14 protein-coding genes are annotated in these 13338 nt (G+C 69.6%); 10 read left to right on the plus strand and 4 right to left on the minus strand.

Translation table 11 applies throughout. From position 1 onward, the window contains the following. Positions 1–70 precede the first annotated feature (70 nt). Positions 71–985, minus strand: coding sequence for a COX15/CtaA family protein (locus tag OHA21_RS48680; protein WP_328479007.1), 915 nt, complete (start codon positions 983–985; stop codon positions 71–73). 151 nt (positions 986–1136) lie between these two features. On the opposite strand from OHA21_RS48680, the gene OHA21_RS48685 reads away from it, so the two are divergent. The 9 genes from OHA21_RS48685 to OHA21_RS48725 all read left to right on the plus strand — a co-directional run bounded on the left by OHA21_RS48685 (position 1137) and on the right by OHA21_RS48725 (position 8728). After that, entirely contained in the window at positions 1137–1862 is a 726-nt protein-coding gene (locus OHA21_RS48685; RefSeq protein ID WP_328467326.1) for a helix-turn-helix transcriptional regulator, read from the plus strand. Beyond that, positions 1859–3280: a Fe-S cluster assembly protein SufB gene (sufB, locus tag OHA21_RS48690; protein WP_328467328.1), complete on the plus strand. Its 1422-nt coding sequence runs from the start codon at positions 1859–1861 to the stop codon at positions 3278–3280. Before OHA21_RS48685 ends, sufB begins: the two co-directional genes overlap by 4 nt. Before the next feature lie 41 nt (positions 3281–3321). Beyond that, entirely contained in the window at positions 3322–4449 is a 1128-nt protein-coding gene (gene sufD, locus OHA21_RS48695) for a Fe-S cluster assembly protein SufD (RefSeq protein ID WP_328467330.1), read from the plus strand. Next, entirely contained in the window at positions 4446–4781 is a 336-nt protein-coding gene (locus OHA21_RS48700; protein ID WP_328467332.1) for a Rieske (2Fe-2S) protein, read from the plus strand. Before sufD ends, OHA21_RS48700 begins: the two co-directional genes overlap by 4 nt. Further along, positions 4778–5536 (plus strand): Fe-S cluster assembly ATPase SufC, encoded by a 759-nt coding sequence (gene sufC / locus OHA21_RS48705; RefSeq protein ID WP_328467334.1) that lies wholly within the window; start codon positions 4778–4780, stop codon positions 5534–5536. Before OHA21_RS48700 ends, sufC begins: the two co-directional genes overlap by 4 nt. A gap of 10 nt (positions 5537–5546) precedes the next feature. Continuing rightward, positions 5547–6776 (plus strand): cysteine desulfurase, encoded by a 1230-nt coding sequence (locus OHA21_RS48710; RefSeq protein ID WP_328467336.1) that lies wholly within the window; start codon positions 5547–5549, stop codon positions 6774–6776. Beyond that, positions 6776–7231, plus strand: coding sequence for a Fe-S cluster assembly sulfur transfer protein SufU (gene sufU, locus OHA21_RS48715; protein ID WP_328467338.1), 456 nt, complete (start codon positions 6776–6778; stop codon positions 7229–7231). Before OHA21_RS48710 ends, sufU begins: the two co-directional genes overlap by 1 nt. Before the next feature lie 265 nt (positions 7232–7496). After that, on the plus strand, positions 7497–7901 hold the full coding sequence (locus OHA21_RS48720) for a metal-sulfur cluster assembly factor (RefSeq protein ID WP_442875217.1): 405 nt from the start codon (positions 7497–7499) through the stop codon (positions 7899–7901). A 71-nt stretch (positions 7902–7972) separates the two neighbouring features. Then, a complete protein-coding gene (locus OHA21_RS48725) occupies positions 7973–8728 on the plus strand; it encodes a maleylpyruvate isomerase family mycothiol-dependent enzyme (protein WP_328467340.1) in 756 nt (251 codons plus the stop codon). 252 nt (positions 8729–8980) lie between these two features. Here OHA21_RS48725 and OHA21_RS48730 read toward each other — a convergent pair whose 3' ends face one another. Continuing rightward, complete coding sequence (locus OHA21_RS48730; protein WP_328467342.1) at positions 8981–10060, minus strand: alpha/beta fold hydrolase; 1080 nt, start codon at positions 10058–10060, stop codon at positions 8981–8983. Positions 10061–10388: 328 nt separating this feature from the next. Between OHA21_RS48730 and OHA21_RS48735 the strand changes: the two genes are divergently transcribed. After that, on the plus strand, positions 10389–11099 hold the full coding sequence (locus tag OHA21_RS48735; RefSeq protein ID WP_442875041.1) for a VOC family protein: 711 nt from the start codon (positions 10389–10391) through the stop codon (positions 11097–11099). Between the two features lie 207 nt (positions 11100–11306). On the opposite strand, the gene OHA21_RS48740 is transcribed toward OHA21_RS48735, so the two are convergent. Further along, entirely contained in the window at positions 11307–12563 is a 1257-nt protein-coding gene (locus tag OHA21_RS48740) for an MFS transporter (RefSeq protein ID WP_328467346.1), read from the minus strand. A gap of 6 nt (positions 12564–12569) precedes the next feature. Continuing rightward, positions 12570–13259: a histidine phosphatase family protein gene (locus tag OHA21_RS48745; protein WP_328467348.1), complete on the minus strand. Its 690-nt coding sequence runs from the start codon at positions 13257–13259 to the stop codon at positions 12570–12572. Positions 13260–13338: the final 79 nt, after the last annotated feature.

Below are 13338 nucleotides of genomic sequence, written 5' to 3' on the forward strand. Positions count from 1 at the left end.
CGGGACGGTGTAGTTCGGCGGAGCGGCGTCGCGCGTACCGGAAAAGCGCTTGAGGAAGGTCTCGCTGTGCTCAGGCCGCGCTGACCGGCTCGGCCGGGTGAAGATCGTCGAGCGGCGCCGTAGGCGGCGTGGCCAGCAAGACGGGGCGTTCGCGCAGGGACCAGAGGACCGCGAGGGTGGAGGTCCAGACCAGGCCGGAGCCGAGCATGTGTGCGGCGACCAGGAGGACCGGCAGGTTGGTGAAGTACTGGACGAAGCCGATCACGCCCTGGCCGAGCTCGACGGCGATCAGTACGACGGCGGCGCGGATCGCGGTCGGGGGAGCGTTGACCGCGCGCAGGGCGAACCAGAGCGCGACGCTGAGGCCGATCAGCAGGAACACCAGGTCGGCGTGGATCTGCGAGACGGTTGCCGGGTCGAGGCCGTTGCGCTTGGCGTTCGCGTCGCCGGCGTGCGGGCCGCTGCCGGTGACCACGACGCCGGCCGCGATGACCGCGAAGCTGACCGTGGTGGTGATCCACGCCAGGTGGCGGATCGGGGCGGGCACCAGCCGGACCGGCTCGCCGTCGCCCTCGCCGGCGCGGCGCCACAGGGCGTAGCAGCCGGCGATCAGCGCGACGGAGAGGATGAAGTGCAGGCCGACCACCCACGGGTTGAGGTCGGTGAGCACCGTGATCCCGCCCACCACGCCCTGGCCGGGGATGCCGAGCGCGACCGCGACCGACAGCACGATCAGCGCCCGGCGGCGGGTCGCCAGCGCGGCCGCGAAGCAGGCGAAGGCGAGCGCGACCAGCACGAACGTCAGCAAGCGGTTGCCGAACTCGATCACACCGTGGATGCCCATCTCGGGTGTGGTCGTGTACGAGTCCTCGGTGCATCGCGGCCAGGTGGGACAGCCGAGGCCGGATTTGGTCAGCCGGACGGCCGCGCCGGTGACGATCAGGCCGACGTTGGCGATCAGGGACGCCAGGGCGAGCGGGCGCATGGCGGAGGCCAGACGGCTCAACGCGGAGGACTTCACGCGGCGAATCGTACGCGCGCCCCGGACCGGCGATTTCCGGAGCTCCGGTAACCGGTGTGGTGGATCACCGGGGATCGGTTTGCAGGGCCCTGGCGAAATACGTAACGTTGGCGTAGTGAAAAACGAGGTGCTGATCCAGATCGGCTCGGTGGCGTCCGCCACCGTGTCGGACGGGCGCACCCGTGACCGGGTCGCACAGCTGCTCCTGACGCGTGGCGCCACGACCGCCGCCGAGCTCGGGGCCGAGCTGGGGCTGAGCCCGGCCGCCATCCGCAAGCACCTCGACGCCATGCTCGCCGAGGACCTCGTGGAGACGCGCGAGCTGCGCAGCGACAAGCCCCGCGGCCGCGGCCGCCCGGCGAAGGCGTTCGTGCTCACCGCCGCCGGCCGCGAGGATCTGAACCCGCACCACTACGACGGCATCGCCACTGCCGCGCTGCGCTGGATCGCCGACAACCACGGTCCGGAGGCGGTGAGCGCGTTCGCCTCCGCCCAGGTCCAGGCGCTCGGGGATCGGCTGGCGGCGGCGCTGCGGTCGGCCGGTCACGATCCGATCGCCCGCGCGGAGGCGCTCGCTGAGGCGCTGACCGCGGAAGGCTACGCTGCCAGTGCGACCACGATCGCGTCCGGCGGGCAGCTGTGCCAGCATCACTGTCCGGTGGCTCACGTGGCTGCCGAGTTTCCTCAGCTGTGCGACGCCGAGACCGAAGTCATCTCGCGGCTCATCGGCACCCACGTGCAGCGTCTCGCCACCATCGCGCACGGCGACGGGGTGTGCACCACGCACATCCCGGCCTCGTCGGGCGCACCCACCGCAATCACGGTTAGGACAGATACATGACTGACCAGATCGTCACTCAGGAAGAGCACCTCGCCGCTCTTGGTCGGTATGAATACGGCTGGGCCGACGCCGACCACGCGGGCGCGACCGCCCAGCGCGGGCTGTCCGAAGCGGTGGTGCGCAACATCTCGGCGCTCAAGAGCGAGCCGCAGTGGATGCTCGACCTGCGCCTGAAGGGCCTGCGGCTGTTCGACCGCAAGCCCATGCCGAACTGGGGCGCCGACCTCACCGGCATCGACTTCCAGAACATCAAGTACTTCGTGCGTTCCACCGAGAAGCAGGCCGCTTCCTGGGAGGACCTGCCCGAGGACATCAAGGCGACGTACGACAAGCTCGGCATCCCCGAGGCGGAGAAGCAGCGCCTCGTCGCCGGTGTCGCCGCGCAGTACGAGTCGGAGGTCGTCTACCACGCGATCCGTGAGGACCTCGAGGCGCAGGGCGTCCTGTTCCTGGACACCGACACCGCGCTGAAGGAGCACGAAGAGCTCTTCAAGGAGTACTTCGGCACCGTCATCCCGGTCGGCGACAACAAGTTCGCCGCGCTGAACACCAGCGTGTGGTCCGGCGGGTCGTTCATCTACGTGCCGAAGGGCGTGCACGTGGACATCCCGCTGCAGGCCTACTTCCGGATCAACACGGAGAACATGGGCCAGTTCGAGCGGACCCTGATCATCGCCGACGAGGGCTCGTACGTGCACTACGTCGAGGGCTGCACCGCGCCGATCTACTCGTCCGACTCGCTGCACTCCGCGGTCGTCGAGATCGTCGTGAAGAAGAACGCCCGGGTGCGTTACACGACCATCCAGAACTGGTCGAACAACGTCTACAACCTGGTCACCAAGCGCGCCACCTGCGAAGAGGGCGCGACCATGGAGTGGGTCGACGGCAACATCGGCTCCAAGGTGACGATGAAGTACCCGGCCGTCTACATGACCGGCGCGCACGCCAAGGGCGAGGTTCTGTCGATCGCCATGGCCGGCGAGGGCCAGCACCAGGACTCCGGCGCCAAGATGGTGCATGCCGCGCCGCACACCTCCTCGACGATCATCTCGAAGTCGATCGCGCGGGGTGGCGGCCGGACGTCGTACCGGGGTCTGGTGCAGGTGCTCGAGGGCTCGTCGAACTCGAAGAGCACGGTCAAGTGCGACGCGCTCCTGGTCGACACGATCTCCCGGTCGGACACGTACCCGTACGTCGACATCCGCGAGGACGACGTGAACATGGGTCACGAGGCGACCGTCTCCAAGGTCAGCGAGGACCAGCTCTTCTACCTGATGAGCCGCGGCCTGACCGAGGACGAGGCGATGGCGATGATCGTGCGTGGCTTCATCGAGCCGATCGCCAAGGAGCTCCCGATGGAGTACGCGCTCGAGCTGAACCGCCTGATCGAGCTCCAGATGGAAGGGGCTGTGGGTTAATCACCCCGGCCATCTGTTGGTAAAGCGGACATAAGGAAGAAATGACTACCGAGGCCATCGCCCCGCCGAGCACCAAGTCGCAGGTGCTGCGCTCCTTCGACGTCACCGACTTCCCGGCCCTGAACGGGCTGGAGGAGGAGTGGCGCTTCACCCCGCTGAAGCGGCTGCGTGACCTGGTCAAGGCCACGTCGTTGACCGGCGCCGCGCCGTCCGTCGAGTACGGCGACCTGCCGGCCGGCGTGACGGTGACCTCCGCTGCTTCGGTGCAGGACGTGCTCACGCCGTTCGACCGGATCAGCGCCCTGGCCTACGGCTCGGCCGCCGGTGTCACCCTCATCGAGGTGGCGGCCGAGGCCGAGCTCGCCGAGCCCGCTGTCATCCGGCTGGTCGGCAAGGGCGGCGACGCGGCGGCCGCGCGCACCTACGTGAAGCTGGGCAACTTCGCCAAGGCGACGATCGTTCTGGAGCAGACCGGCTCGGTCACCCTCGCGGACAACATCGAGGTCGTGCTCGGCGACAGCGCCCAGCTGACCTTCGTGACGCTCGCCGAGTGGGACCGCGACGCCGTCCAAGCGCAGCACGTCAAGTTCCGGGTCGGCAAGGATGCCCGGGTCCAGCACGTGCAGGTCACTCTCGGCGGCGACCTGGTCCGGCAGTTCACCAGCGTGGAGTACGCGGGACGCGGCGGCGACGCCGAGCTCTGGGGTCTGTACTTCGCCGACTCCGGTCAGCACCACGAGCACCGCCAGCTGGTCGACCACAGCGTTCCGGACTGCCGCAGCTACGTGGGTTACCGCGGGGCGCTGCAGGGGGCGTCGGCGCACACCGTCTGGGTCGGCGACGTGCTGATCCGGGCGGCGGCGACCGGCACCGACACGTACGAGATCAACCGGAACCTGGTCCTGACCGACGGGGCGCGCGCCGACTCGGTGCCGAACCTGGAGATCGAGACCGGCGAGGTCGCCGGCGCCGGCCACGCGAGCGCGACCGGCCGTTTCGACGACGAGCAGCTGTTCTACCTGATGGCCCGCGGCATCCCCGAGGAGGAGGCCCGCAAGCTGGTGGTTCGCGGCTTCTTCGCCGAGCTGATCAACAAGATCCCGGTCGAGGAGCTCCGCGAGCGCCTGGGCGACGCGGTCGAGGCCCGGCTGGCCTCGTCAGGCTCATGACCTTCGAGTACGTCGGTCCGGTGACGGACGTGGCCAAGGGCACCGCTCTCCAGGTGGAGCTCGACAGCGGCATCGAGGTCGCGGTCGTGCACGCCGACGACGACAACTTCTACGCGGTCCGTGACGAGTGCAGTCACGCTTCCGTGGCGCTCTCCGAGGGGGAGGTGGACGGGTGCACGCTGGAGTGCTGGCTGCACGGCTCCCGCTTCGACCTGCGCACCGGTGAGCCTTCCGGACCGCCGGCCTTCTCGCCGGTGGCGACCTTCGCCGTCGAGATCCGCGACGGTGACATCTACGTTTCGACGACACCGAGTAATGGAGTAGAGCCGTGAGCACCCTGGAGATCCGCGACCTGCAGGTTTCGGTGAAGCTGCCCGAGGGCGAGCTGAAGCCGATCCTGTCCGGTGTCGACCTGACCGTGAAGGCCGGCGAGACCCACGCCATCATGGGCCCGAACGGCTCCGGCAAGTCGACCCTGGCCTACTCGATCGCGGGCCACCCGAAGTACGAGATCACCGGCGGAACGGTGCACCTCGACGGGGTGGACGTGCTCGAGCTGAGCGTGGACGAGCGCGCCCGGGCCGGTCTCTTCCTCGCCATGCAGTACCCGGTCGAGGTCCCCGGCGTCTCGGTGGCGAACTTCCTGCGGACCGCGAAGACCGCGATCGACGGCGAGGCGCCCAAGCTGCGTACCTGGGCCGGCGAGCTGCGGGGCGCCATGGAGAAGCTGCAGATGGACCCCGCGTTCGCCCAGCGCAACGTGAACGAGGGCTTCTCCGGCGGTGAGAAGAAGCGGCACGAGATCATGCAGCTCGAGCTGCTCAAGCCGAAGGTCGCGATCCTCGACGAGACCGACTCCGGCCTCGACATCGACGCCCTGCGCGTGGTCAGCGAGGGTGTGAACCGGGTTCGCGCGACCGGGACGACCGGCTTCCTCCTGATCACCCACTACACCCGGATCCTGCGCTACATCAAGCCGGACTTCGTGCACGTCTTCGTGGGCGGCAAGATCGTCCAGGAGGGTGGCCCGGAGCTCGCCGAGCAGCTCGAGGCCGAGGGTTACGAGAAGTTCCTGACCAAGGCCTGAGGGGTTTCCGATGAGCTTTGACGTCGAGCGGGTCCGCAAGGACTTCCCGATCTTCCAGCGTGAGGTCAACGGCCACCCGCTGGTCTACCTGGACAGCGCCAACACCTCGCAGAAACCGGTGCAGGTGCTCGACGTCATGCGCGCGCACCAGGAGCGGTACAACGGCAACGTGTCCCGCTCGGTGCACACACTCGGGACCGAGTCGACCGAGGCGTACGAAGGCGCCCGATCGAAGATCGCGTCCTTCATCGGCGCGGCGAGCCCGGACGAGGTGGTGTTCACCAAGAACTCCACCGAGGCGATCAACCTGGTCGCCCACTCGGCCGGGCAGCTGCTCCGGCTCGGGCCGGGGGACGAGATCGTGATCTCCGAGATGGAGCATCACTCGAACATCGTCCCCTGGCAGCTCCTCTGTGAGCGGACCGGCGCCACGCTGCGCTGGTTCGGCATCACCGACGAGGGCCGCCTCGACGAGTCTTCACTGGACTCGCTGATCACGCCGCGGACCAAGATCGTTTCGGTCGTGCACATGTCCAACGTGCTCGGCACGGTCAACGACGTGTCCCGGATCTCGGAGCGCGCGCACGAGGTCGGTGCGCTGGTGATGCTCGACTGCTCGCAATCCGTGCCGCACCTGCCGATCGATGTTTCGTCGCTCGGCGCCGACCTGATCGCGTTCACCGGGCACAAGATGCTCGGCCCGACCGGGATCGGCGTGCTCTGGGGCCGCTTCGAGCTGCTGTCGCAGCTGCCGCCGTTCCTGGCCGGCGGCTCGATGATCGAGACGGTCACGATGACCGGGACCACCTACGCCGCGCCGCCGGCGCGGTTCGAGGCCGGCACTCCGCCGATCACCGAGGCCATCGGCCTCGGCGCGGCCGTCGATTACCTCAGCGGGCTGGGCATGGAGGCGATCCACCAGCACGAACAGGACATCACACGGTACGCGCTGAGCACCCTTACCGCTGTCCCCGGCGTACGGATCTTCGGGCCCTCCTCGGTTGAAGGGCGCGGCGGCACGGTGTCGTTCGGCGTCGACGGGGTACATCCGCACGACGTGGGCCAGATTCTCGACGCGCTCGGAGTCGAGGTGCGGGTCGGCCACCACTGCGCGCGGCCGGTCTGCTCCCGCTTCAGCGTGCCGGCGATGACGCGGGCCTCGTTCTACCTCTACACGACCACGGACGAGATCGACGCCCTGGCGCGCGGTCTCGACCAGGTGCGGAAGGTGTTCGGCTGATGATGCTCGACGGTCTCTACCAGGAGATCATCCTCGACCACTACAAGAATCCGCACGGGCGGGGACTGCGGGACCCGTTCGACGGGGAGGCGCACCACGTCAACCCGACTTGCGGGGACGAGATCACCGTACGTGTCTCCACCGACTTGTCTGATATTTCGTACGATGGGCTGGGTTGTTCCATCAGCCAGGCCTCGGCGTCGGTCCTGCACGAGCTGTTGCAGGGGCGCGACCCGGCTTCCGCCGCGGAGATCCACCACGCGTTCGTGGAGCTGATGCAGAGCCGCGGCCAGATCGAGCCGGACGAGGCGGTGCTCGGCGACGGCATCGCGTTCGCCGGGGTCGCGAAATTCCCGGCCCGGGTCAAGTGCGCGCTGCTGCCGTGGATGGCGTTCAAGGACGCGGCGGCGCGTGCGGGCGTGGACGTGGGCGTGAGCCCGGAAGTGAAGGCATGATCGCTGCGTCAGCGACGGCCGGCAATGCTCGGCCGGCGCTGAGGCAGCTGCACCGAGTGCGACGGCATGCCCGAGGAGGCACAGCATGACTGACAAGACCGATACCGCTCAGACCGTGGCGACCGCCCCGGGCTCGGCCACCGACCCCTCCGTCGACGAGGTTCCGGCCTGGCTCGCCGCCGAGCGTGCCGAGGCCGCCGAGGGTGGCGAGCCGGTCGAGGTTCCGTCGGCCGCAGTCTCAGAGGCTGCCGTCTCGGAGTCTGCCGTGTCGGCGGCTGCCGTCTCGGAGGCCGCCATCTCGGCGGCCGCCTCCTCGGAGGCCGCCGACAAGCCCGCGGTCACCAAGAAGGCCTCCGTCGCCGACGTCGAAGAGGCGATGAAGGACGTCGTCGACCCCGAGCTCGGCATCAACGTGGTCGATTTGGGCCTGGTCTACGGCACCCACATCGACGACGACAACGTGGCCACCCTGGACATGACGCTGACCTCGGCGGCCTGCCCGCTGACCGACGTGATCGAGGACCAGACCCGGCAGGCGCTGACCACCGGCCCCGGCGGCGGACTGGTCCAGGACTTCCGGATCAACTGGGTCTGGCTGCCGCCGTGGGGCCCGGACAAGATCACCGACGACGGGCGCGAGCAGTTGCGCGCGCTGGGTTTCAACGTCTGATCGGTACGTCTAGAGGGCGGTGCGGGTTCAGCGCGCCGCCCTTTGTCGTACCCCGGTGGTAGAAACCGGGAATGAGCCCGATCCCGCCCTTCCCGGAGTTGTTGTCGCTGATCGTCGGCCGCTCGGCCGCCCTGCGCGACGCCGCCGCCGCAGCCCCCGACCGGAGCGTGCGCGTCCCCGGCTGTCCAGACTGGTCGCTGCACGACCTGGTCGCCCACCTCGGCGCGGTCCAGCGCTTCTGGGCCGTGACAGTCTCCCTGGCCGACGACTCCGCACCGCCCACGGTGGAGCAGCGGCCAGACCAGAGCCCGCACGGTGACCTGCTGGAGTGGTTCGAGGAGTCCACCCGGCTGTTGGTGACCGCTCTGCGGGCGGCCGGCCCTGACGCGCCGAGCTGGGCCTGGTGGGGCGCCTCCGGCGCGCCGCTGACCGCCGGGGCCGTCGCCCGGCACCAGGTGCAGGAGGCGGCCGTGCACGCGTTCGACGCCCAGGAGGCGCTGGGCAAGCCGGAGCCGCTGCCGGCCGCCGTCGCGGTCGACGGCGTGGCCGAGTTCCTGTCCGTCGGTCTCGGCTCGCTCGGGGCCTGGCCACACCGCCCAGCCCGGGTGCAGCTCCAGGCGATCGAGGGCCCGTCATGGACGGTCGACCTGTCCCCCACGGGCGCCCTCGCCGACCCAGCCGCAAGCGGCGCACCGGTCACCCGCATCCAGGGCACAGCGAGCGAGCTGGTGCTCGTGCTGTACCGCCGCATTGCCCTGGACGAGGTGCGAATCGACGGCGACCGCGCCGTCGCCGAGCAGCTCCGAGAGTGGAGCAAGATGGATTGATCCCCCGTCAGGGCTTCTGAGCCTCTCTTGCCAGCTCGGTTGGTGGCGCTGCCCTTTGCCAGCTCGCGGTCGGTGGGGGCTGCCCATTGCCGAGTCAGCGTTGGCCACGGCGCCCTCGTCATCTTGGGTTAGTGGCGCCCGGTCAGCTTGGGTTGGTGGCGCCCGGTCAGCTTGGGTTGGTGGCGGCGCGCTCGTCAGCGCCGGTTCGTGGCGCTGTCCGTTGTCAGCTTCGGTTCGTGGCGCTGTCCCTTGTCAGCTCGGGTTTGCGAGGAAGGAGACGAGCAAGGCGTTGGTGAGGTCGGGACGCTCCAGGCTGGGCAGGTGGCCGGCCCAGTCCAGATGCAGGTGGCGGGCGTGTGGCAGCACCCCGGCCAGATGAACCGCGATCTCCTCGAAGTCCGGCAGGTCATGCGCCCCGGATACGACCAGCGCCGGCGCGACGATCGAGCTGAGATCCACCCCGCCGTCCTCCGTGGCGCCTTGCTGCGCGTCGGCCTCCGCCTCCGCGGTGGGCTGCGAAGTGGCGAGCTCGGCATTCGCGGCGAGCTGCCGGTCGGTGGCGGATTGGGCCGGAGCCAGCTCAGCTTTCTCGGCCGGCTCAGCGGTGGTGGCGGCCTGTGCATGCGCGGCCTGTTCATGCACGGCCTGTGCATGCGCGGCCTGTGCCTGTGCTGCCTCTGCCTCTGCAGCTTGTGCTTGCGCGCCCTGAGCCGGTGCCGGTGCCGGTGCCTTTGCCTGTGCCTGTGCCTGCGCCTGTGCAGACTCTGCCTCTGCTTGGGCTTGCGCGACCTCCGACTGTGCGGCCGTTGCGTCTACGGCGAGCTGGACCTCGAAGGCGTGGCGCTGCATCATGCGGACCTTGGACCGGGTTGCTTCGTCTGCTTCCGGGCCGAGCCAGAGGTTGACGTTGAGTTCGGTGGCACCGGCAACGTCGCCGGCCTCCAGCAGGGCGTCCTCCTGGGCACCGAACTTTCGCAGCTCGACGCTCGGCTCGTGCCCACGCATCGCGGAGCAGAGCAACGCCAGCGCGCTGACTCGGGCCGGCCACCGCGCGGCGAACTCGAGCGCCACCCGGCCGCCGCCGGAGGCGCCGACCACCGCCAGGCGTTCGATGCCGAGCGAGTCGAGCAGGTCGGCGACGTCCTGCACGTTGTCGAAGGGGCCGTCGGGAACCGGCGAATCGCCGTACCCGCTCAGGTCGCAGCGGACCACCTGGTAGCCGGCGCCGGTCAGGGCGGGCATCTGCGGATCCCACATGTGCCGGTCGCAAACGGTCGAGTGCAGGAGAAGCACGGCCGGCCCGTGGCCGGATACGTCATAAGCAAGAGTCATCGAGGCGACCGTAGCCAGCCGCCTGCGACTCTGCACCAAGTTTTCGCCGGGCCCGGACCGACCAGCCGAGCCCGGCCCGACCAGCCGAGCCCGGCCCGACCAGCTGAACCCGGCCCGGCCAGCCGAGCCCGGCATTGCATCCGTGCCCGAAGTGCAGCTCGAGCCGGCCGAGCCCGGCGTGCCTTCGGTGCCCAAACCCAGCCCGATCCGGCCCGACTCGCTGTGGACGGTTCATCCGCTGCGTTATTCGCGGACAGTTTGCGCAGCTCAGTGCATCAATGTGCCAACCCATGGGCGCTGATTGGCGAAGCCTGGATAGATGGAGGGCATGGCCGACGAGATTGCTGTACCGCAGTTGCCCTGCGCTTCTATCGATGTGATGGCCGAGTTCTACACGGCGCTCGGTTTTCGGACCACCTACCGGCAGACCCGGCCGAATCCCTATATCGCGATGCAGAGGGAAGACCTGCATCTGGGCTTCTTCGGCATGCCGGAGTTCGAGCCGGAGAATTCCTACAGCACCTGTGTGGTGCTGGTCAAAGACATCGAGGGTCTGCATCGGGCGTTCGCGGAGGGATTGCGCGAGCGGTTCGGGCGGGTGCCGTTGGCGGGGATTCCGCGGATGACGCGGCCGCGGGCCAGGAAGAACAACGGGGGTGTGACCGGGTTCAGCGTGGTGGATCCGGGTGGGAACTGGATCCGGATCAGCGCGCTGCGGCCGGTGGCGGCGCCGGAGCAGGGTGGGCGGTTGGCCTCCGCGATGGAGAACGCGGTGGTGCTGGCCGATTCGAAGGGCGATCACCAGCAGGCGGCTCGCATCCTGGACGCCTCGCTGCGCAAGGCCGGGCCGGACGAGGATCCGGTGGTGCTGGTCGAGGTGATGGCTTACCGGGCTGAGCTCGCGGTGACCCTGGACGACCCGGACACGGCCCGGGCGGTGCTGAAGCGGGCAGGCGAGGTCGAGCTGGACCCGGACCAGCGGGAACGAGCCGCCGAAGCGCTGGCCCAGGCCGAAGAACTCGCGGCGGGCCTGCGCTGACAGCGGGCCGGACCGGCAGGAGCCCGGCGAGTGGGCCGGACCGGTAGGGGCCCGGCAAGCGGGCCGGACCGGCAGGAGCCCGGCGAGTGGGCCGGACCGGTAGGGCCCGGCGAGTGGGCCGGACCGGTAGGGGCCCGGCGACTGGGGCCGGACCAGCAGGAGGCCGGCGAATTCGCCGGACTGGCAGGGAGCCGACGTTGAAGGCGGTCAGACAGGCACGACCGCCTTGCTCGGGGTGACCTCGGCCTTGTGCCGGTCCAAGGCCTGCCACGCGGGGAAGAGGAACGGCGCCACGGTGACCAGCAGATAGCCGATCGCGGCCAGCAGGGCGGCCGTGTGCAGGCCGAGCCGCTCGGTGGCCCAGCCGCCCAGGACGCTGCCGAACGGGATGCCGGCCCAGGAGACGGCGATCAGGACGCTCATCACCCGGCCCTGCATGTGCACGGGGATGCGCCGGTAGACCGCGGCCAGCAGGATCGGGTTGACCGTGGACATCAGCGCGCCGGCGAGTGCTGCGGTGGCGAGCACAATCCAGACCTGGTCGGTCAGGGCCAGCGCGATCAGTTGCGCCGGGCCGCCGAGGAAGAAGCAGATGCTGAAGGTACGGCGCCGGGGCAGGCGTGGCGACAGGATGGCGTAAAGAATGTTCCCGGCGACCGCGCCCAGCCCGAAAGCCGTTCCGACCACCCCCAAGGCGGCTGCCCCGTGCGAGCCGTCGCGGACCCAGACCGGTACGAACACCGTGGCGAACGCCTGGTCGAACATGTTCGTCATGAACAGCATCGACATGATGCCGAGGATCAACCGGTCCCCGCGGACGTAACGGAAACCGTTTCGCAGCGCGGCCGCGTACCCCGGCTCTTCTTCCGGACCGGCCGCCGCACCGGCCGAACCGGCCCGGACCAGGCCGGCCAGCAGCAGTGCGCAGAGTCCGAAGGACGCGGCGTCGAAGAGCAGCACGGTCGCCGGGCCGAAGGTCGCGATCAGGACGCCGGCCAGCGGCAGGCCGATCAGCGTCGACGCGCGCGACATGCCGTCGTAGAGCGTGGTGCCGCGTTCGGTGGAGAGGCCGGCGGCCGCGATGGTGCGCGGCAGCAGCGCGCGTTTCGCCGCGTCGCCGATTCCGCGCAGTGCGCCGACCAGGGCGATCAGGGCCAGTAGAAGCCCGAGCGAGACGTTCTGGCAGAAGGCGAGGACGGGGATGCCGGCGACGGCGAACACCGACGCCGTGTCGGCGGCGATCGCGGTGGGCCGCGGGCCGACCCGGTCGACGATCGGCCCGCCGAGCAGACCGGCCAGAACGTACGGCAGCATCTCGGCGAACCCGGCCAGCCCGGCGTGCAGGGCGGAGTCGGTGGTGGTGAGCACCAGCCAGGGGAGTGCCACGAAGGTGATCCGGCTGCCGAGCATGGAGATGGCCTCGGCCGTGAGCAGAGCGGCCAGTTGGCGGTTCGGGGGAACCATCCCTGATCAGGCCGGGGGTAGATGGTCGATGACGTTGTACCGGTCCAGCACGAGGGTGCCGGACGAGCCGTCGAAGCGGCTGATCGACGCGTTGCGCACGCTGCCCGCCTCGGCCTCCACCGCCAGCACGTCGTCCCAGGCCAGCTGCTCGATGACGGCCCGCATCATCAGCACCACCGCGTCGTGCGCCACCACGATCACCCGACGGTCGGCGTGGTCGCGGTGCAGGTCGTCCAGAAAGGACTTCAGGCGTACCGCGATGTCGGCGAAGGACTCACCGCCCGGTGGCGCGTAGTTGTACTCGCCCGCATCGGCCCGCCGCCCCGCCTCGTCCGGGAACCTGGCCTGGACCGCCGCCCGGGTCAGCAGTTCCAGCTCGCCCATCAGCCGGTCCACGAGCCGGTCGTCGGTGTGCGGTTCCGGCCATCTCAACCCCGACGACTCGGCCGCTATCCGCCAGGTCTCGCGCGCCCGCAGGTACGGCGAGGTGATCACCACTTCTGGGCGGTGCTCCTCGGGCAGCGCAGCCAGCCACGTACCGAGCGCCTTGGCCTGCTCCTCCCCGGTCTCGGTCAGTGGCACCTCCGCGTCCCGGCCGCTGACCTCCACCTCCAGCAGGTTCTCCGCGTCCGCGGCAGGGAAGGCGACGTTGGCCAGGCTCTGCCCGTGCCGGACCAGAATCAGTTCCGCGACCATGATCGGACCCTATCGAGAGGGGACGCCGTCGGTCACGCTTCGAGTTCGACAAGGAGCACGATGTGATCAATATCCGGCA

It is taken from the genome of Actinoplanes sp. NBC_00393 (assembly GCF_036053395.1).
Taxonomy (GTDB): domain Bacteria; phylum Actinomycetota; class Actinomycetes; order Mycobacteriales; family Micromonosporaceae; genus Actinoplanes.